This window comes from Shewanella avicenniae, from assembly GCF_017354945.1.
GTDB classification, from domain to species: Bacteria; Pseudomonadota; Gammaproteobacteria; order Enterobacterales; family Shewanellaceae; genus Shewanella; species Shewanella avicenniae.
The window spans coordinates 612,171-633,213 of record NZ_CP071503.1 but is presented as its reverse complement, the minus strand read 5'-3'; the positions used below and the strand labels follow the sequence as shown (position 1 = coordinate 633,213).

Sequence of the window (21,043 nt, the reverse complement as noted above, 5' to 3'; positions counted from 1 at the left end):
GCGGAGTAAAAGTCGCAAGCAAATTGAGCAAGCAGTAAAACAAAAGGTGCGCCGATTAAGGCACACCTTTTGATGACATTGCGTTGATGTGGTTGCTGCGAGGTATTTACTACCGTCGATGCATCATCACACCATTACGCTTACGAACCACGCAGTTCTGACAATTTGTAGTGATTACTCAGTTCGCCTTCTTTTCTATTTTCAGTAATGGTCAGCTCGTTGAAATTAGCCGCAAATGAGATTTGGCCAGCGTTTTGATTTTGCCACTCGCCCTTGTTAGGTGCCCACAACACGTGGTTACCTTCCAATTTGCAACGATAGATATCACGACTCCAATCGTCACGATTGGTGTAAGACACATAAACCAATTTACCGCTCTTATCGACCACATCAATTGTATTAATATCTTGTTGCAACGCAGTTGCCATACTGGCTCTGCAGATATCCACTGCTGAGAATTTACTTTGTACTTGGTTACCACAACCGGTAAGCGCCATTGCTAAAACTAATGGTGAAACTGCAACCAGAACTTTACCTAATACCATATATCCCCCAACGCCAACCCCAATTGGCTTTAGAACATAGAAATTGCCCATAAATGAGTGAATTTGTGCCCCCACGGCACAAACACTGTGGCAACATGGCATATAGCTCGCCCTTAGTTCGGTAACCCCTAATCCTCTACCGTTTAAACGGCCAACCCATACAATGCCATCTCACATCAACCACTTAGATGCGTACTTGAACTGCCACCTCAAGTTTGGTCGCATTAGGCGCCTTTTTCCAAAGTCAAACCGCGAAATTGGTCACTTATAGACCAATGGCTAATGTAACAAGGGTGGTTTTATTAAAATTATGTGAACGAAATAGCGAATATAAGGATGACGTGAAGTGCGTCGACAAAAATTAGGACAAAAACTCTAGATTTTCAGCAAGTTGAATTTGAATTACGGTATCACTCAATCCCACGTTATCGCCGCTAACTCCGCCAATTTATGCCCCAATGCAGCAGTAAACACCGAGCTTTCAAACAAAGTGGCGATTGTTACCGTAGGAATTTGTAACTGTTTATTGGATTAGCCTGATCGCCAACATAACGTGCTACAGTGGCACTACATCATCAATCGTTGATATTGACGATGTCGCAACACCATTCGCATTTCGGCAATTACCATAATAATTACCTTGCCGACTTCATTAACGTTGTCGCTGATCCCATCAGCAAATGGAGTATAACTTGTCTCAATTTAAGAAGAGCCTTACCTGCGCTGCGGTCGCGCTGGGTATGGCAAGCCAAACAGGTTTTTGTATGGAAACTGACTCTACCCCTACAACACAACCTCAAAGCAAGCATTATCAACAGGCTGAAAACGCCTATCGCCAACAAGCCAAAGCTTTGCTGGCGCAACTATCGCTTGATGAAAAACTGGATTTGCTCGCGGGCCCCGGCATGGATCTGACCACCTATGCCGGTAACCCAGCCATAAACCTTGACCCAAAGCTCGCCGTTGAAGGCGTGGCTGGTTACATCAACGGGGTGAAGAACGATGCGGTTGATATTCCCGCCATCAAGCTGGCCGATGGCCCTGCAGGGCTGCGTATCAAACCCACCCGCGAAGGCACCGAGCAAACCTTTTATGCCACCAGCTGGCCGATTGGTTCACTGCTGGCGTCGAGCTGGGATACCGCATTAGTTGAAGCGGTTGGCAAAGCGGAAGGCGATGAAGTGAAACGTTATGGGGTCGATTTTCTGTTGGCGCCCGGCATGAACATTCAGCGTAATCCGCTGCTTGGGCGTAACTTTGAATACTACTCTGAAGACCCAGTCATCGCCGGTAAAATGGCCGCAGCCATTGTACGCGGGGTGCAATCCAACGGTGTCGGCGCCACCATCAAACACTTTGCCGCCAACAACGCTGAAACCAACCGTTTTTTCAGTGACTCAATTGTTGAGCCACGGGTGCTGCGCGAAATCTATCTGCGCGGCTTTCAAATCGCGGTGACCGAAGCCCAACCTTGGGCAGTCATGAGCTCCTACAATCTGCTTAACGGCCAATACACTGGCCAACGTAAGGACTTACTCACTGACGTACTGCGCCACGAATGGGGCTTTAATGGCTTAGTGATGTCTGACTGGTTTGCCAGCAATGTGTATGGGTTAGCCACCGATTTTAGACGTTATATTACCGATGCCGACCATGACTCTGCCGCAATGCAAATTAAAGCGGGCAACGATTTGATAGAGCCGGGCGGTTTAAAACAGGATTTAAAAGCCTCTTATCAGCGTGGTGAGCTGACCGATGCCGATATTGACCGCAGCGCACTGGCGATTTTGACCCAGATTCAAAAAACACCTTCGTTCAAGCAGTTGCCATATCACAACGATCCCGATCTCGTCGCCCACGGCAAACTGGCGCGCCAAGCCGCCGCGGAAGGCATGGTACTGTTGAAAAACAGCCAGCAAGCACTGCCATATGCCAGTGGTAGCAAGTTGGCCTCGTTCGGTACGGTACAAATCAACACTCTCAAAGGCGGTACCGGTAGTGGCGAAGTCAACTCTGCTCACGCCATCACCATCGCCGAAGGCTTGGCCGAGCCGTTTAAAGTGAATTCACAAGTCAGCGCCTACTATCAAAGCTATTGGCAGCAAAATAAACACGACCAACAAGGCTTGTTGAGCGCGTTCCCAATGGCAGAAGAGCCAACACTGGCGGGTAACACTGAGTTACAACAACTGATTGCTGCGGCGGCAAAAACCGATGATGCGGCGGTTATTACCCTTGGGCGCCAAGCGGGTGAAGGCGAAGACCGCACACAAACCCGTGGCGATTACTTGCTGAGTGAAGCAGAGTTAGCGTTGATTGATGCCGTATCAACCGCGTTCCACGCTCAAGGTAAAACCGCCACCGTAGTACTCAATATCAACGGCTTGGTCGATACTCACGAGTGGCAAGATAAAGTCGATAGTATTTTACTGGCCTACATGGGCGGCCAACAAACGGGTTATGCGGTGGCCGATATTCTGTCTGGCAAGGTCAACCCAAGTGGCAAGCTGGCGCAAACCATCCCTGTGCGCTACCAAGATGTGCCGTCTGCGGCAAGCTTCCCCGGTAAGCCGGATAAGCACAACCCCGACATGAACATCGTCCACTATGATGATGGCTTGTTGGTGGGTTACCGCTATTACAGCACCAAACAGCAGCCAGTCGCCTACCCGTTTGGCTTTGGTTTGTCCTACACCCAGTTTAGCTACGGCGATATCAAAGTCAGTCATAACAGCTTGAATCAACAGGGGGCTGCGGGCAAGTTAAGCGTGAGCGCCAACATCAGCAACAGCGGCAAAGTGGCCGGTAAAGAGGTAGTTGAGCTGTATGTCGCCGCGCCACAAACCAAACTCACTAAACCGGCGTATGAGCTGAAAGCCTTTAGCAAAACCCAGCTGTTGCCCGCAGGCAAAAGTGAAAAGGTACAGCTGACGGTGACACCAGAACTGTTAGCCAGCTTTGACCCAAGCCGCGATGCGTGGGTGGTTGAAGCCGGTGATTATCAGTTATACGTGGCGCCATCGTCTGATGTCAGCAAAATCAAACCACTGACGGTACATGTGGATAACGAGATTGTGGTCTCGACGACCACCCACGGCGCGTTAGCAATGGTGAAGTAACTACTGGCATAAGCATGCGGTAGTCAACGACGCCTACTCGGAGCTAAGAGGGCAAATAGCCTAGCCCTCTTAGTTTTCAAAATTCTTAGTTTTCAAAAAATTGTTTAACCCATTAAAACCGCTTCATCATCTGATACATAGCGTGCAAAGAGCGCTATATTTCGGCCTTAATCCAATGCCTAGAGGGTGCCTATTATGTCGCTGTTCTCCCTTAATCAAGCTCAACAACCCGTCGCCAATACGCAACTTGGGCAAGTCGCTGGAATCCAGCAAGAAGGTTTAGCAATATTCAAAGGTATCCCTTATGCAGCGCCGCCTATCGGTGAACTCCGCTGGCAAGCACCCGCCGCTGCCGAAGCATGGCAAGGCATCAAGCAAGCAGTGGAATTCGCGCCAGCCTGCCCACAACTTTCCAGCGCCTTTACCGATGTGCCGGGGCAACGCCGCGATGAAGATTGCTTGTATCTGAATGTATGGTCACCGGCCACTGACGACAATAAAGAACTGCCTGTGATTGTGTGGATCCATGGCGGTGGCTACTCATTTGGCTCGACCGCACAGCCAATTTTCAATGGCGAGAATCTGGCAAAAAAAGGGGTGGTATTTGTCAGTATCGCCTATCGTTTAGGGCCATTAGGCTTTTTTGCTCATCCTGATTTGTCGGCCGAAAGCACACAAGGTAGCTCAGGCAACTATGGCCTGCTGGATCAAATCGCCGCACTCAAGTGGGTACAACAGAACATTCATCACTTTGGCGGTTTAGCTGACAACGTCACCATTATGGGCGAATCTGCTGGTGCTATTTCCGTGAGCTTACTGGCGGCGTCACCGCTGGCGCGTGGCTTATTCCACAAAGCGATTGCTGAAAGTGGCGCCTCATTTGGTAATGCGGTCGCAAACGGCAACATCGGCCAAAGCGTTAAACCGCTACCCGCAGCTGAAGCGATGGGCAGTCAATTTAGCGCAACTGCCGGGTTATCATTGGCCGAACTGCGCGCCCTCCCTGCCGAGAAGCTGTTGGCCAACTTCCCACGCGTGAGCGAATTGGTACTGGAATCCTCTTGGCCGGCGTTTGATGGCTACGTGATTGCAGACGATCCTGTCACTTTGTATGAAAACAGCCAACAAAATGACACCCCGATTCTGATCGGCAGCAACGCCGCCGAAGGTTCATTGTTCGTTCAACAAACCACGCTGGCACAATTCCAACAACTGCTGCAAGCGCAGTTTGGCGCTGATAGTGACATCGGCTTTAACGCCTATCCTGCCAGTAATGACGCAGAAGCCTTAACCGCCCAACAACACCTATTCCGCGATCTCGCCTTTGCGTGGCACAGCTGGACTTGGGCCAAACTGCAAAGTAAAACCGGCACTGGCGCGGTCTATAGCTACTACTTCAATCACACGCCACCGGCGTTCCCGAACATGCCAGATCTCGGCCCGACCCACGCGGCAGAAATGGCGTTCGTGTTTGATCTGCTAATGCCACCACGGGCATGGACAGCAGAAGACCAACAACTTGCCGATACCATGTCGAGCTATTGGGTGAACTTCGCTAAAACCGGTAATCCCAATGGTGCAGGCTTACCTGTTTGGCCAGCATGGGATAACGCCGCCCCACAAGTGTTGCACTTCACCCCAGCGCCAACCGTTGGCGCAGTAGCCAACCTTGAGCAACTCGAAGCGATAGATCTGTTTTTTCAACATGCTCGGGGATAATACTTGAGGATTGCGACGGTCTTCACCGTCGCTTATTGGATTTATCGCACCGAGATAAATGGAGTGATGGTGTTCGCCTGCTGCAGCGGGCGAGCTCTATGGCTGCGCCATATCAAACTTCGTTTGGAAAATCGTGGAGCTACTCGCTCCACACCTGAGGACAAGGGGGCTGGACAGCCTCGCCCCCTTATCAATCCCCTAACTGCCCCACGTCGCGAAACGCTCCGGCGCTTCTGGTTTGTCATTCTCGCAAATCGCTCTGATTCGGAATCCATACCTCACCATCGCTTCTCGTCGTCCATGACTCGATTGCTCGATGACTGCCCAACGCACCTGCGCCGCGCCAAGGGGGAATCGGTGTAACCTGCGTACTCAGCGTTAAACGTCTAACACTTAGCTACTTTTAGATTTGTAATAGTACCTACAGAAATCACAGCAAAATCATTAACCTTGACCAGATGTTAGTCATGCAACAACATCACCAAGATTCTAAATGAACTCAGGATATGGCAGATGTACTCCGAAATTCCAAGCACATGCGGACTTGTGGACGTCGCCAGCATGGATGCTGGCGTCGAGCTTACACGGATGTACTTGCAGCGTGCCACAAGGATGCGTGTGCATAAGCCTGCGGCAGGCAATTAATAGCAAACAACGCCAGTGGTCACAGATAAAACTCGATACCTAAAGGCAACTGGCGACGTCACCACCCAAAAGCGGCATCAAGCAGCTTTTGCCGCAAAGCTATGACACCCTTTCGGGCACACCTTTGAACAAGCTTGGCAACCGATGCAATCGTCGCCATCGGCGATTGCCATTACCATCATCACTTCTTCATCGTAAAGATCGTCTTCATCGGCATCTTCTTTTTCAACCAAATCAAACACATTACGTGAACAGACTTTAAAGCAGCGGCCACAGCCGATGCAGCTATCTTGGTTAATTGCCTCGATATACTGCGGCTCCCACTCTGCGCCCCCACGGGTATAACCCACGACATTACTCATTTTTTTGCTCCCTTATTATGCTGTAGCTGTGTTATTAAAATTCATTAAATACAAAGTGTTAAATTGATGTTTATCGCAGTTTGTTCACCACTCTTCATCCATCAAAGCCTGTAAACGTTCGGCCTCACCTCTTGGCGCGCGCTGCACTTGCTTGAGTGAACGCGCCAGCCAACCCATCGGTTTGCCCTGTAACTCTTGTTGTAACTCTTGCAGCAAAGAGTGAATTTCAACGCCTTCAGCCACTTTGACCGGATGAATGCCGCGCTCTAGCAGTTGCCGAATCGCCGACGCCCCGCAGGCGTTGCAAAACACCGCGGCGCAACCTGCTAGATCGTTAATCCGCGCAGGTAAACGGTCGTGGGCACGTTGTTCGCCTTCGGCGTATTCAATCGCCTCCAAAATGCGCCATTCATTTTTATCCACGCCATAAATCAACATGCCGCGGGCACTGCCAAAATGTTGTTCCACTTGGCGACGATTGCCGGTAGCAAAGGCGACTTTTAGCGGAAATTCGCCTTCGCGCGGCTGCGGTTCTATGTGTAATTTGCGTTCTGAGTAGCCGTGAAAAGTGCTCATGCGCGCTCCTTAGCCGTGGCCGCCGGGGTAACCTGCTCGGCACCAAAGCGATAGCTGCTGATATGGGGTGTCACTTCATCTTGATGGTGATGCAACACAAGGTTAGCCAGCGCGAATAAACGCTCACGGCTGCCTTCATAACCAAACTGGCGCAGATCCATATTGCCGAACTGGTCGTGGCACGGATAACCGGCGCGCAGCACAGGGGTTTCGGGTTCAAACAAGGCCGCGGCGTGACTGTTACTGATCACCAACTTGAGTTGCGGCGCCACTTGGCCAAGCCGAGCGATATCGCCGATGATCACTTCCGCTGCATCCAAATCGGCCAGTCCAGCCATATCCACCGTGGTGACAATACGCGGTTGCTTGATGCCCATTTCGCTGAGCAAGGTGGAATAACCGATGGCGAGATCAGGCTCCAAGGCGATGCCGACTGACTCATTACTCAGCACAAAATGGCAGTCGAGCATGGCATCTTGCAAACGGCGCCGCGCCCGGCTGATCCAACTGGGAACCGGCTTACCGCTGAGTTTGGCCAGTTGCATCACTAAGCTGTCCATCGCTTTGATACCCATGCCCATGTCGCAGCTCACTACTGGAATATCAAACCGTTGCTTGAGCCAGTTGGCGGTGTTCATCAGCGAGCCGCCCAGCACTAAGGTGGCGGCGCTGTCCGCCATCTGTTCTATTTCCAGCACAGAGGTGCCGCCGGTTGAGGTGGGCGAGAAATCGTCATCCCCCAGATGACCATCGAGCGACAGCGACAGATCCGGTACCATCACCGCATCCAGTTCAAAGGCATCGAGATAGCGTTTCAGCGTTTCAATGTCGGCGCTGGTCATGCCCACGGAACAGAGCACATTGAGCTGTTTGCGTGCCCGTTGTCTGCCTGATGGCGGCTGCACTAGCTGACGCACCAAGGCATCAACACAGGCGGCAAAGCCAGTTTGCATGCAGCCGTTAAAGTCGGGCGTGGCCATGTTGATAATGCGCGTAGCGGCAAATTCTGGGTGATGCAGTTTAAAATCGGCAATCACGCGGTAAGTGTCCGTGCCCTGCATTTCGGTCAAGCCAGAGGTCATCACCGCGATAATCTCCGGCGCTTCTTTGCTGCAAAGGGTTTTTAAGGCTTCAAACAGGTTTTCATCACCGCCCATCACCGCCGCCACTTGGTCAATGGCGGTGTTTTGCAGCGGAATCGGCTCGCGCAGATGCTGGATCAAATACACTTTGGCAAAGGCGCCACAGCCCTGCGAGCCGTGCAATAGCGGAATACAACGGTTGATGCCGAGACTGGCCAAGGTCGCGCCGGTCGCGGGGCTGGTTTTCAGCGGCTGGGTCACCAGCGGCGTGTTTTGTTTAGAAATGATCGCCATGCGGTGCTCCTTATGCCTTGAAATCTGTCGCCGCCAAATCCGTACTCAGATCTGGCGTTAATGAGGTGAGTGCCGCAGAGTTATCGGCGCTAGCGTCCCACGGCGAGGCACTTCTGACCGCGCTCCAAATCGGGCTATTCAGCGTGCGCACTAGCTCTTCGGCGAGGGTGATCATCCCTTGATATCCAGCGTAGGCGTGGTGGCGTTCTTGGTTGATGTCCAAAAACGGCAGCTTGGCTTTCAGGGCGGTGTACATGTTGCGGCCACCAGCAATCATCAAGTCGGCATTGTGCTGACGACAGGTGCTGATCAGTTGTCGCGCGCCGCCTTCATCCAGCATCAAAGCGTTTTCGCCCATGATGTCGATGATGCGTTGTTTGTCAGATTGGGTGGATTTTTTGGTGCCAGTGGCAACCACTTCAATGCCGAGTTCGCCCAGCGCTGACACCACTGACCATGACTTCACCCCGCCGGTATAGAGCAGTGCCCGTTTGCCAGCGAGTTCTGTACGAAACGGTTTTAGCGCCTCACGCACACGGCTTTCTTCACGGGCAATCACTTGCTCAACATGTGCTGTCAGCTTGTCGTCATTGAGCAGTTTGGCAAAGCCACGCAGCGCCGCAGAAGTGTCTTCAATGCCGTAAAAACTGCCTTCAAACCACGGCACGCCCCACTGCTCTTCTAATAAACGCGCCACGTTAATCTGCGCCCGTGAACACACCACCATCGCCGCATCGGCGCGGTGCATGGTTTGAATTTGATGAAACTGGGTATCGCCCGCCATGCAGCACAGCACCCGCAAGCCCACCTCTTCAAACAGCGGAGACACATGCCAAAACTCGCCGGCGATGTTGTATTCACCAATCAATACAATGTCGTGCACTTTGCGCGATGGGTCGTGCTGCATCAGCGGCTTTGCAGGTGGCTCAGCGGTGCCGACCACATGCTTAACCATCACGCTGCCCGCGATACGGTTACCGAGGTTTTTGTTGCCATAAAAACCGGCGGCATCGACGGGGATCACTGGCTTGTGCCAGCGCTCGGCCGCCAGTTTGCAAATCGCTTCAATGTCATTGCCTTCCAACGCGGGCACACAGGTCATGTAAACAAACACTGCCGGTGGATTATGTTCTTCAATCAACTGCTTGATGGCATGCAGCAAGCGCTTCTCGGCGCGCCCCATAATCACATCTTGCTCGTTTAAATCTGTGGTAAAACCGAGGCGAAATAGGTTCGAGCCGACGGCGCGGGTGCCGCGGTTATTCCAGCTGTTGCCCGCACAAGCAATTGGGCCGTGGACGATATGGCCGACATCGGCAATCGGCAACAAACTGATCTGCGCGCCATCGAAACAACAGCCGCCAGCCGTCGCGCCAGGCTTGGGCCGCGCGCAGCCGCTTTTACTGCCTTTGTTATGTTCACAGGCAGGTTCATCCTGAAGTAAGCGGATCTCAGAGGGTTTCATGGCACTTGCTCCTTACGTCGGTTGGTTCACCCAGACCTTTTTGGCCTGTTCGTGACGCGGTAATGAGTAAGGTGCAAATTGGAAGCCAAGAGTTAACTTGTTGTTTTTGATAGATTGTCAGTTTAACAACCGACATAAAAAAAGCGGCTTTGTCGTATTTGCGACAAAGCCGAAAACAAGGTTATCGGATAGCAACTATCTTCAAACAATTGGCTCAATCAAGATGCTCAATCCAAATGCAATGCCACCACGATGCCTGAGCAGTCATCGGGTGAAAAGGTTAAGCCTGCACAGCTGCCGGGGCGAAGTTGCATTAAATGCAAATCAAAGCTCGGGTAGCTGATATAAGGCTCGCGCTCACCCAAGTCATCTTCAAAACAGAGGGTAAATTTCAGTGTGGGGAACTCACTGCGCATTTCAATCAACACCTGTTCGTTAATGACTGAGTGAGCCGCGATTCGGTCGCCAATGGCGGAGATGCGTTGTTGAGCGGCGGTCGACATTATTCCTCCTCCATGGCCAGTGTTGGCATCAACTCAGTGAGGCCAAGCAATTTACGGATCCACGGTGGCGGGTTGCCCGCGATCACCGAACTCAGGCTTTTCAGCGCGATCTCGGCTTCTTCTGGCACCGGCTTTTTCACCGGATGGATATTGGCGCGGGTGACGCGCGCAGCGGCTGGGCCACCAATCGACAGGGTGAACAGCATCTGACAGCCTTTAAGCAAGGTCAGCATATGTTCGGCGCGGGCTTCACCGGAAAGCCCAGCATCCACTTGGCGAATATCCACCAGCTGATGTTCGCTGGCGTTGACTTCATAGACCAACACCCGCAAGCACGAGCCATAATGGCCGTTGATCATTTCGCCCTGATTGGAGGTCACGGCTACGGTCAACTTGGGGCCGAGCAATGGCGGTACGTCGATAATTTCTGGTGCGGCCACCGAGGCCACATCACTGTTGGTTAAGGTCGCCAAGGCTTCGTTAACCTCTTTGCGGGTCGGCACGTCAGAGAGTGAATTGATCATCAACCGAAACGCCTTAGGTGATAACCCCGCTAACTTATCTTCAGTCAAAGGTTCACCCAGATGTTGCACCAGCAACCCCAGCAGTGAAACTAACTCGATATCAGGCAGATTACGGCTGGCCATCGCCACTCGCAGAGCTGCTTCATCAGAAATAAATCGTGCCATTGCCCTTCCTCCTTAAGCCGCCTGTAACCGCTTCGCGCGCACGGTTATGGGCAATTTTGGCCGAGATGGCATTGGGTCGATGTAGTAGATCGCCCCATCCGCCAGATGGACTTCACCACCCCAGCGATTATCCTCATCAAACTCAAAATGGGTAATGGCCTCTTCCAGATCTTTCTTGGGCAGATAGAGACAAAATTGCCCCTGCTCGTTGTACTGAATCATTACGTTTGCCATGGTGATTCCTCTTTTTGGGTCTGTGGCATAAAGCACAAGCCAGCAGTCCGAAGACTGCTGGCTTACGGCTTAGCGAACTAGGTCAAACGCAAAGTCAGTTTTGCCTAAGTCCGATGTCTCACGGTCCAGCTTGGCCAGTACTTCGTTCACCACTGTGGTGAGCACGTACATAGCACCCTCGTAGCCCATGGTGGCGCTGCGATGCAGGTGGTGACGGTCAAAGATTGGGAAGCCAATGCGTACCAAAGGTACTTCAAACTCTGGCCCTTTCGCCTTGGTGTCACGCTCAATGAACTTACCGTATGAGTTACCGATCATCAGATCAGGCTTATCGGTAAACATCAGTGAACGGAAGTGCCACAAGTCGTTACCCACAAACACTTGAGCATTGGCACCGTAAGGTGTTTCTGCCAATTGTGCTTCCAACTTTTTGCGCCAGCGCTTGCTACCGTTATGACACAGTACATGCTTGATTTCGCAGCCGAATTCAGTCAGCAGCTTGCACATACCCATCAGGTAATCTGGGTCGCCGTAGATAGAGATAGTCACCCCATGCAACCAAGTGTGCGAGTCAGTCATCATGTCGACTAAACGACCGCGCTCTTTGGTGATAGAGGCAGGGATTGGCTTACCCGTCAGTTCAGACACTTTCATCACAAAGTCGTCAGTCCACTCTAAGCCCATTGGGATATTGAGTGCGGGTACGTCTTGGTTCCAAACGTCTTTGACGAACTTGGTAGACTTGGTCAGTTGATCCGGTTGCAGCATCAGGGTCGCAATCGCGTTCGGTGCATCTTTCACCTCAGCGATGCTGGTGCCACCTGCATACATCCGATATTCACCGTCTGCCGGTGTATCCAACACTTCAGATGGATCACACAGGAAGGAATAGTCAACATCCATTTCTTTGAGCATTCGCTGGATCACGCGATAGTTGCCAAGGTAAGTTTCAAAGCCAGGCACGAGGTTAATCTTGCCATTGCTACCCACTACCTTGCCTTCCATCTCGTTCAGAGTGAAATAGCGCAGAATACCTTCAAACATGTTGTCCCAACCGGTCACATGGCTGCCCACGAAACTTGGGGTGTGCGCAAACGGCGTTGGCACAGTTTCTGGCAAGTAACCTTCTTTTTTGGCGTTACCGATAAAGGCGTTCAAGTCGTCGCCGATAACTTCTGCCATACAAGTGGTTGAAACGGCAATCATTTCAGGCTTGTAGAGTGCATAAGCGTTTTGCAGACCAGCAAACATGTTTTTCTGGCCGCCAAATACCGCTGCATCTTCAGTCATTGAGTCTGATACGCAAGCAACAGGCTCTTTGAAATGACGGTTAAAATAGGTTCTGAAGTAAGCCACGCAACCTTGTGAACCGTGCACATAAGGCAAGGTCTTTTCAAAGCCCAGCGCGCACAGTACAGCCCCTAATGGCTGACAGGCTTTCGCAGGGTCAATGGTGACGTGCTTACGATTAAAGTTAATCTCTTGGTATTCTTTGGTGGTTGTCCAGTCAAAGACTTCTTTGACTTTGGCTTCTTCAACGGCTTCTTCAAAAGTCGCGTGTTTGCCAGCGAACAGCTCCTGATATTCTGGTTGCTTAAATAACGCATAACCAGTTTTGATATCTTCAACTTTTTGCGTCATGACTATTCTCCTACCGTGCCACTAATCTGTGAACTCCGGCTCGGGTTATCAATCGATACTGCTTCACACTGCAATTACGCAGTTTTGGCCAGATCCGCTGCTTGTTCCGCTTTCGCCCAAGGGGCCTGCATGTTTTTCCAGCATGGGTTGTTCAGGGTCAGATCCATGTCGCGGGCAAAGATGGCGAAACCATCAACACCGTGATAAGGGCCTGAGTAATCCCAGCTGTGCATTTGGCGGAATGGGAAGCCCATTTTTTGGAACACATACTTTTCTTTCACGCCTGAACCAATCAAATCTGGCTTCAGCTTCTTCACAAACTCTTCGAGTTCGTAAGCGCTGGCGTCATCAAACAGCAGTGTGGCTTCTTTCATTTCAGGGGTGGTTTTCACGTAGTCGTCGTTATGGGCGAACTCATAACCGGCACCACAGATCTCCATGCCTAAGTCTTCGTAAGCACCGATGATGTGACGTGGACGCAGACCGCCGACATACAACATCACTGATTTGCCTTGCAGACGTGGACGGTATTTGGCAACAACCTGTTCCCACTGCGCACGATAGCGAGCGATCACTTCTTCAGTTTGCGCTTGGATTTTTTCATCAAAGAATGCAGCGATCTTGCGCATTGATTCTTCAATTTTGGTTGGGCCAAAAAGGTTGTATTCGATCCAAGGTATGCCGTTCTTTTCTTCCATGTAACGTACGATGTAGTTCATGGAACGATAACAGTGCACCAGGTTCAGTTTGACCTTAGGGGTGTTTTCCATCTCAGCCAAAGTACCATCGCCAGACCATTGCGCCACAACGCGGAGCCCCATGTCTTCAAGGATGATACGAGAAGACCAAGCGTCACCACCGATGTTGTAGTCACCAATAATGGCAACGTCATAATCTGTGCTTTCAAACTCTTTGCCTTCGTTTGGCGCCAACACGTGATCGCGAATGGTATCGTTCGCAATGTGGTGACCCAGCGACTGAGACACACCGCGGAAACCTTCACAACGCACTGGCACGATGGTTTTGCCAATTTCTTCGCCTTTTTGGCGCGCAACCGCTTCAATGTCGTCACCGATCAAACCGACAGGACATTCAGATTGCACTGACAGACCTTTGCTCAGCGGGAACAGTTGCTCCAGCTCATCAATGGCAGCGGCCAGCTTTTTATCGCCACCGAACACGATGTCGCGTTCTTGGTAGTCAGTAGTAATGTTCAGCGTACCGAACGCATTCACACCCGTCACGCCAGTGTAGTAGTTACGGCGACCAGCACGAGAGTACTGACCACAGCCCACTGGACCATGAGAGATATGAATCATATCTTTCACTGGGCCCCACACCACACCTTTAGAACCTGCATAGGCACAACCACGTACGGTCATTACCCCAGGTTGCGATTTACGGTTAGAGGTAATGCATTTGCTGCCAGCGTTTGCAGGATCGTTTACCGCCATATGCTTAGCGCGATCTTTGCGGGCTGCCTCTGGATAGACTTCCAGCACCTCATCAATCAAGGCCTGGGCTTGTTCTTTATTCATCTCCATCGCATGTTCCTCTTGGATATATGCTTGAAAAAGAAATCACCTGCGCGATTAAGCCAGCTCAGCCGCGGTTTTGCCGATGATTGTTTGGTCTTCCACTTCCATGATGCCGAATTCCATTAACAGGTCTTCCAGCTCATCCATGGTGCAAGGCTCTGGTACCACAAACATTTTGTTGTTGATGATTTTCTGTGCCAATGCACGATATTCATCAGCTTGCTTACAGGTTGGATCGTATTCGATAACTGTCATACGACGGATTTCAGCGCGTTGTACGATGTTGTCACGCGGTACGAAGTGAATCATTTGGGTGCCGATTTTGGCTGCCAGCGCCATGATCAACTCATCTTCACGGTCAGTGTTACGTGAGTTACAGATAAGGCCTGCCAAACGTACGCTGCCTGATGCCGCATACTTACAAATACCTTTAGAGATGTTGTTTGCCGCGTACATCGCCATCATTTCGCCAGAGCAAACGATGTAGATTTCTTGAGCTTTGTTTTCACGAATTGGCATCGCAAAACCACCACACACCACGTCACCCAATACGTCGTAGAATACGAAGTCGAGGTCTTCTTCATAAGCGCCTTCTTCTTCCAAGAAGTTGATCGCAGTGATAACACCACGGCCTGCACAACCCACACCTGGCTCTGGACCACCTGACTCAACGCAACGTACATCGCCGTAACCGATTTTCAATACATCTTCCAGTTCGATATCTTCTACTGAACCGGCTTCAGCCGCAGTTTCCATGATGGTGTTTTGCGCTTTTGAGTGCAGGATCAAACGGGTTGAGTCAGCTTTTGGGTCACAGCCGATGATCATCACTTTCTTACCTGCTTCGGCCAGTGCCGCTACTAGGTTCTGAGTAGTGGTAGATTTACCAATACCCCCTTTGCCGTAAATCGCACATTGACGAATTGCCATAATGTTTCCCTCCTCAGGATGTTTTGAATAAACAATTCGAGTGATTAAGTGCGAAAACTGCGCCAAGGTCAGCCAAACATGATATCAACATGTTTTTATTGAATATTTTACTTGTCACATGGCGAACAATGGGGATGACACTCGAACAAACAACTGTGTGTTTGTCGTGTTTGAAACAAGTTTGTTTGTTAGCAAATTGTTGTAATTTGCTTTGGTTGTTGGGGGATGGTTGGTGGATGACGGATGTCATTCTGAGCTTCGCTCTGGTGGTGTTTGGGAGTTGGTTTATTCCATGTGGCACTGATGGTGCCTGATAGTTTTAATGTGGTTAATCGCTTGCAGCGGGCTTATGCACACGCATCCTTGTGGCACGCTGCAAGTACATCCGTGTAAGCTCGACGCCAGCATCCTTGCTGGCGACGGCCACAAGTCCGCATGTGCTGGGAATGTCAGAGTACACCTGCAGGATTTGATGTGTAATTTGAATGCACAAAGGTGCTTCAAGTATGTCTCTCCTTCACTGCGCCGAGGTGGAATTGCGGTTGCCTGAGAGGGTGATGTTAAGGATTATTCGGTCTTTGCAGTGAATTCACGCAGTAAAAAATTTTGTCAGCGAATGCAAAAAAGCCAATGTGGGTAAAATTAACCGTCATGGGCTGTTGCTACAATCGGCGCTAATTCTTCCATTAACATTAAGCCGTTGTTTACTATGACTCCAAAACTTAACCGTGCCTCGTTACTGCTTGCTTCACTCTTAGGCCTCACCCTTGCCAGCGTTAGCCCACTGTGTAGCGCCGCTGACACCGCCGCCAATAATGTGGCCGCCACGGTGAATGGCGCACCCATTACTAACGCGATTGTGGATGCCTACGTCAAAGCCATCTCTGAGCAGCAACAAAAAAGTATCAGCCGCACAGACGCGATTAACGACCTCATCAACCAACAACTGGTGGTGCAAGATGCCAAGCGCCAAGGCTTAGATAAACAGCCAGCAGTGATCAATGAAATCCAACTGCGCAGCGACGATGTGTTGGCAAGCCAAGCCAACCTTGCCTACCAAGCAACACACCCAGTAACCAGTGCCGATATCGAACAAGCCTACAAAGAGTTAGAACCTAAAATCATCGAGTTCAACCAAGAGCTGAAAGCGCGTCATATTCTGGTAAAAACCGAAGAAGAAGCCAAAGCGATCATCGCTGAACTACAAAAAGGCGCTGATTTTGCCCAAGTCGCTATTGCCAAATCAACCGGCCCATCAGCGAAAAATGGGGGTGATCTCGGTTGGTTCAAACCCGACACTATGGTGGCCGAATTTAATAAAGCCCTGAGCACAATGAAAAAAGGCGAGATTTCAGCGCCGGTACACACCCAGTTCGGTTGGCATGTGATTAAGCTGGAAGACAAACGTCACCCAACCCTTGAGCAGATGGCACCACAGCTCAACGGCTATGTACAACAAAAGCGCTTTGCTGAGTATGTGGCATCGTTGAAAGCCAAAGCCCAAATTAATAAATAAGGCTTCGCGGGTGCTACTCGCACCGCTGCAGAGCCAAAGGGAGTTGGCTCTGCTTGACCGTTGTGTCACCAAGTCCGATCAAAAAATTGAATTAAAGCTGTGACTATTCAGCAACAAGCGCTTATAGGTGCAGCGTCATAAAGGCGCTGTTGGGGTCGAGTTGGTAATCAGCGAACGGTGGGCAGTCACTAAAACCGAATTTGCGGTAGAGGCTGCGGGCGGCGGCGAAGTAAGCCATAGTGCCAGTTTCTAAACTCACTTGGCGGAGCCCCTGCGCACGTGCGTGTAGCAACGCATGTTGTAGCAAAGCCGACGCTACACCCTTGCCACGCGCTGCAGGCGCGGTGCGCATCGATTTCAATTCCGCGTGGTCACCATCGAGCACTTTCAGCGCTAAACACCCCAGCAGTTCATCGTCTTTTCTGGCACTCCAAAAGGTAATCTCCGGCTGACGCAGTTTGTCCAAATCCAACGCATGCACGCTTTCGGCGGGAGATGTGGCGTACATGTCATCCAAGTGTTGTTGCAGCAAGCCGATGATGTCGGCAGAGGTCAACGGGTCGATAGTGATTTGCATCGAATGCTCCAAGTGGTTTGAGCATTCTTTATATCTAGGGTTCGGGAGGTTAGTCAAAACCTCGTTTTGATCTTTTTGTTTATGGCTTGCAGCCATAAAGGTGTTGCCTGAACGTTTCAAGTTTCACCTGACAATACGATTGTTGCCGATAAGCTCTATCGTGCTAAATCGCCTGCAGCGGGCTTATGCACAGACGATCCAGTGACACGCTGTGAACCCATCCATGGGCGCTCGATCCTCGGCGTCCCGGACGGTCACTGGTTCGTCTGTGCTGAGGAATATCGGAGTACTCCCGCCAAATCAGTGTTGTTCTTACCTATTAAATGGCGAAAGCCTAGATTATTCGATGCCTACCCAACGCACCTTCGCCGCGCCAAGGGGAATCAGTGTCGCCTGAACGTTTCAGGTTTCAGCTGACAAGATAGATACTATTGATAACTTCTATATCTCTGAATCACCATTGACGCATGCACTAATGGTGATTGATGTAGACGAATTAGTTAAATTTCGGAACAACCATCCAAAAATCAGTTCGTAAGCAATTTTAATCGTAAGATGTAGATGCTATAAAAGTGTAATATGTTGTATTGCTTAGTATTCCAAATAGGGAAAAGATTATGGGATATGGTATAGAAAAGACCAATGCGAGTGAAATTGAAAAAATTTGGGCAAGATTTGTTCCTGTTGAAAAATCAATCCATGGAATTCAATCACAACTTGAAGAAATAAATAATAAAATTCAGCTGTTAGATGACAAAACTCAATCGCCATCAGAAAGTCAAAGTCAAGCTCAAACCGCCGCCAGATCAGCAACTAGTTTTCGTACAATTGTAAAAAAAATAAAAGAAGAAGTTGAAGAGATTAGCAATGACATAAAAAGTAAATTTGAGTATATAGAACAAAGTAATTCAGAAATAACAGACGCTTTAAATTTGATAAAGAATACTAAATCTGAAGTAGAATCAAATTATGAAGAATTACTTTCAAGCCTGAGCAAGTCAAAAGAAAAAGAAGAAGAGCTAGAATCATTTCTAGAAAATTTAAACATCCTTTTTGAAAAGGCAGAAGAAGTTCGGCAGGATGTTGAAAATTCCAACTTACAAGCTAGTGAAATAGCTGAGTTTCATTCTAAATCACAAGGTATTTTACGAAATATAACTAGCTTCCATTCAAAGATAAAAGACCTTAGAGATGAAATAATTGGCTACTCCAATGAAGATAATGAAGGAAATGTTGAATATATCTGGAATGAAGGATGAATTAGAAGGTACTTATGATGCAGGGCGGGATCGTACTTTTGTAGCTAGTGTTGAGTGTGGCACCATGCTGTGATCTAATAGCTGCCCATTTCGCAAGTAGTAGCCCTGATGAACTTACTTGAACACTTGACGGTTGTTGAAGAAACACGCTCTGACATCAACCAAAGGCATAACCTTGTGGACGTCATGTTCCTTGTCTTAAGCGCTATTATGTCGGGTGCTGAAGGCTGGCAAGACATTGAAACCTATGGTGATAGTAAACTTCCCTGGCTACAAAAATTTCGCCCATTTAATCATGGCATTCCTCGGCGGCACACCATCGCTCGTATCTTGCGCACTGTGGTTGTGGAGTCGCTGCTTGAAGCGCTGTTGAATTGGGTAAATGAGCAGCGGACACATACTGGCAAGCCCATCATTGCCTTCGATGGCAAAGTGCTCAGAGGCGCTTACCGCAATGATTCAAAGACTGCGTTGCAACTGGTCACTGCCTACGATACTGAAAACGGACTGGTCCTTAGCCAGCAGCCAACAGAAAACAAGAAGGGTGAAATCAGTGTCGTTCGTCAGATGCTCGATGTCCTAAATCTTAATGGTGCAGTGATTACCCTAGATGCCTTGCATTGTCAGCGTGAAACGTTGGAAAAAATCAGTGAGAAAAAGGCGCATGTTGTGGTTCAAGTCAAGAAGAACCAGCCCAAGCTTTGGAACGCTGTTCAGTCTCAATTTCAGACTGTTTTTGATGCTAAAAAAGAGCAAGTTGTCACCGAAGTTAGACAAGAGGCTCATGGCCGCAAGGAAGAACGATATGTGTTTCAGCTCAAGGCGAAATTGCCAGAGGAGCTTGCACAAAAGTGGCCAACCATCAGGAGTATCATTGCTGTAGAGCGACATCGTACAGAGGGGCGGAACACAACGATAGATACCAGTTACTATGTGAGTTCGCTGTCCCCACGCCACAAACTGCTTGGGCACTACATTCGTCAGCACTGGCGGATTGAGAACAGTCAACATTACGTGCTAGATGTTGTATTTAAAGAAGATGAGTCGCGGATAGCACTAGAAGGTGCAGTCGAAAACATTGCACTGTTCAGACGTTTCGTAATGAATATGCTGCGGCAGTGTGATTGCGGCTCACCGAGCCAGCGAAACAAACTAAAACAAGCTGGGTGGAGCGATGATTACCGTAAAAAAGTGTTCTTTGGTTAGCAACTAATCAAAGTATGCTCCGGCCCTGCTTATGATGAGTTAAGTCAAAATTACTCCGAATTAAAGCAGGAATGGGATAACCACAAAAAATTATCTGTTGAAGAAATTCAAAAGATAAAAGAAGATACCTCAAAATCAATAGAAGAAATGTTCAATACTTATTCAAGTGGTTATGATGATATTTACTCAAGAATAAACAAACTGTTACCTAATGCTCTTACTGCTGGTTTAAGTAGTGCTTATGATGCAAAGATCACTCTTGAGACATCAGAACTTTCCGGACATAAAGAAAATTTTGGAAGAGCTATTGCTACTTTAGTGTTAATTTCTTTGATTCCATTTGGAGTCGATATCTATCTACTTGCAGCTTTGGGTAAAGATTTAATTTCTGTAATATCTGACACTCCAAAATTGCTATTATCAATATTACCTCTCTACTTACCTGTTTTATGGATAGCTTATTCGGCAAATAAAAAATCTAATCTTTCAAAAAGACTTATTGAAGAATACACTCACAAAGGTGTTTTAAGTAAGACATTTGAAGGACTTTCAGGTCAAATAAAAGAGATTGATGACGTGGGACTATCTGAGGAGTTAAGAGCCAAACTCTTGTTTAACTTGCTGCAAGTAAATACTGAAAACCCAGGTAAATTGATTTCTGATTATAAAACTACTGACCATCCAGTAATGGATGCTTTAGATAAAAGCATTAAACTTTCTGAATCTTTAGATAAATTAAAGAATATTCCCGGACTGACTAAACTTATTGCAAAACTGGAAAAAGAAAGAGAAGTAAAATTGGCGAAAACAAGTAAAAAGGTTGCAGATGGTTTGAATGCAGGTGAGATAATTGTCAATGGGCCAAAAAATAGTGTCAAAGATATTGCCTCTGAGTCAGATCTTATTTAAAAAATTTATGAGTTTATGCCAAATTAAGTAGCTAACAGGCAACGCCGATTCCCTTTCGGCGCGGTGTAGGTGCGTTGGGCAGACATCGAGCAATCGAGATATGGATATCGAGAAGCGATGGTGAGTCATGGATGACGAATCAGAGCGATTTGCGAAGATGGCAAACCAGAAGCGCCGGAGCGTTTCGCGCCGTGGGGCGGCAGGGGGATTGATAAGGGGGCGAAGCCGTCTAGC

The 21,043-nt window shown here is 49.2% G+C and carries 18 protein-coding genes; 6 read left to right on the top strand and 12 right to left on the bottom strand.

What is annotated here, in order from left to right; translation table 11 throughout:
* Positions 1–140: 140 nt before the first annotated feature.
* The gene (locus JYB87_RS02680; protein ID WP_207355375.1) at positions 141–647 is read right to left on the bottom strand and encodes a hypothetical protein; all 507 of its coding nucleotides are present in this window, start codon (positions 645–647) and stop codon (positions 141–143) included.
* Between the two features lie 590 nt (positions 648–1,237).
* On the opposite strand from JYB87_RS02680, the gene JYB87_RS02675 reads away from it, so the two are divergent.
* Both JYB87_RS02675 and JYB87_RS02670 read left to right on the top strand, forming a co-directional pair.
* A complete protein-coding gene (locus JYB87_RS02675) occupies positions 1,238–3,664 on the top strand; it encodes a glycoside hydrolase family 3 C-terminal domain-containing protein (RefSeq protein ID WP_207355374.1) in 2,427 nt (808 codons plus the stop codon).
* A 195-nt stretch (positions 3,665–3,859) separates the two neighbouring features.
* A complete protein-coding gene (locus JYB87_RS02670) occupies positions 3,860–5,383 on the top strand; it encodes a carboxylesterase/lipase family protein (RefSeq protein ID WP_207355373.1) in 1,524 nt (507 codons plus the stop codon).
* Positions 5,384–6,105: 722 nt separating this feature from the next.
* Here the strand turns inward: JYB87_RS02670 and fdxB are convergent.
* The 10 genes from fdxB to nifH all read right to left on the bottom strand — a co-directional run bounded on the left by fdxB (position 6,106) and on the right by nifH (position 15,342).
* A complete protein-coding gene (gene fdxB, locus JYB87_RS02665; protein WP_207355372.1) occupies positions 6,106–6,390 on the bottom strand; it encodes a ferredoxin III, nif-specific in 285 nt (94 codons plus the stop codon).
* 84 nt (positions 6,391–6,474) lie between these two features.
* Positions 6,475–6,966, bottom strand: coding sequence for a NifB/NifX family molybdenum-iron cluster-binding protein (locus JYB87_RS02660; RefSeq protein WP_207355371.1), 492 nt, complete (start codon positions 6,964–6,966; stop codon positions 6,475–6,477).
* On the bottom strand, positions 6,963–8,342 hold the full coding sequence (gene nifN, locus JYB87_RS02655) for a nitrogenase iron-molybdenum cofactor biosynthesis protein NifN (protein WP_207355370.1): 1,380 nt from the start codon (positions 8,340–8,342) through the stop codon (positions 6,963–6,965). Before nifN ends, JYB87_RS02660 begins: the two co-directional genes overlap by 4 nt.
* A 10-nt stretch (positions 8,343–8,352) precedes the next feature.
* Positions 8,353–9,807, bottom strand: coding sequence for a nitrogenase iron-molybdenum cofactor biosynthesis protein NifE (gene nifE, locus JYB87_RS02650; protein WP_207355369.1), 1,455 nt, complete (start codon positions 9,805–9,807; stop codon positions 8,353–8,355).
* A gap of 227 nt (positions 9,808–10,034) precedes the next feature.
* Entirely contained in the window at positions 10,035–10,310 is a 276-nt protein-coding gene (locus tag JYB87_RS02645; RefSeq protein ID WP_207355368.1) for a hypothetical protein, read from the bottom strand.
* Positions 10,310–10,999, bottom strand: coding sequence for a NifB/NifX family molybdenum-iron cluster-binding protein (locus JYB87_RS02640; RefSeq protein ID WP_207355367.1), 690 nt, complete (start codon positions 10,997–10,999; stop codon positions 10,310–10,312). Before JYB87_RS02640 ends, JYB87_RS02645 begins: the two co-directional genes overlap by 1 nt.
* Before the next feature lie 12 nt (positions 11,000–11,011).
* The gene (gene nifT / locus JYB87_RS02635; RefSeq protein ID WP_207355366.1) at positions 11,012–11,233 is read right to left on the bottom strand and encodes a putative nitrogen fixation protein NifT; all 222 of its coding nucleotides are present in this window, start codon (positions 11,231–11,233) and stop codon (positions 11,012–11,014) included.
* A 69-nt stretch (positions 11,234–11,302) separates the two neighbouring features.
* Complete coding sequence (gene nifK / locus JYB87_RS02630; protein ID WP_207355365.1) at positions 11,303–12,874, bottom strand: nitrogenase molybdenum-iron protein subunit beta; 1,572 nt, start codon at positions 12,872–12,874, stop codon at positions 11,303–11,305.
* A 74-nt stretch (positions 12,875–12,948) separates the two neighbouring features.
* Complete coding sequence (gene nifD, locus JYB87_RS02625) at positions 12,949–14,418, bottom strand: nitrogenase molybdenum-iron protein alpha chain (RefSeq protein ID WP_207355364.1); 1,470 nt, start codon at positions 14,416–14,418, stop codon at positions 12,949–12,951.
* Positions 14,419–14,466: 48 nt separating this feature from the next.
* Positions 14,467–15,342 (bottom strand): nitrogenase iron protein, encoded by an 876-nt coding sequence (gene nifH / locus JYB87_RS02620; protein ID WP_207355363.1) that lies wholly within the window; start codon positions 15,340–15,342, stop codon positions 14,467–14,469.
* A gap of 709 nt (positions 15,343–16,051) precedes the next feature.
* On the opposite strand from nifH, the gene JYB87_RS02615 reads away from it, so the two are divergent.
* The gene (locus JYB87_RS02615) at positions 16,052–16,858 is read left to right on the top strand and encodes a peptidylprolyl isomerase (protein WP_207355362.1); all 807 of its coding nucleotides are present in this window, start codon (positions 16,052–16,054) and stop codon (positions 16,856–16,858) included.
* A gap of 121 nt (positions 16,859–16,979) precedes the next feature.
* Here the strand turns inward: JYB87_RS02615 and JYB87_RS02610 are convergent, their stop codons facing one another.
* The gene (locus JYB87_RS02610) at positions 16,980–17,435 is read right to left on the bottom strand and encodes a GNAT family N-acetyltransferase (RefSeq protein WP_207355361.1); all 456 of its coding nucleotides are present in this window, start codon (positions 17,433–17,435) and stop codon (positions 16,980–16,982) included.
* Between the two features lie 617 nt (positions 17,436–18,052).
* Here JYB87_RS02610 and JYB87_RS02605 point away from each other — a divergent pair.
* From JYB87_RS02605 to JYB87_RS02595, 3 genes are all read left to right on the top strand, one after another.
* Positions 18,053–18,694, top strand: coding sequence for a hypothetical protein (locus JYB87_RS02605; RefSeq protein ID WP_207355360.1), 642 nt, complete (start codon positions 18,053–18,055; stop codon positions 18,692–18,694).
* A gap of 108 nt (positions 18,695–18,802) precedes the next feature.
* Positions 18,803–19,900, top strand: coding sequence for an ISAs1 family transposase (locus JYB87_RS02600; RefSeq protein ID WP_207355058.1), 1,098 nt, complete (start codon positions 18,803–18,805; stop codon positions 19,898–19,900).
* 147 nt (positions 19,901–20,047) lie between these two features.
* Positions 20,048–20,809: a hypothetical protein gene (locus tag JYB87_RS02595; RefSeq protein WP_207355359.1), complete on the top strand. Its 762-nt coding sequence runs from the start codon at positions 20,048–20,050 to the stop codon at positions 20,807–20,809.
* Positions 20,810–21,043: the final 234 nt, after the last annotated feature.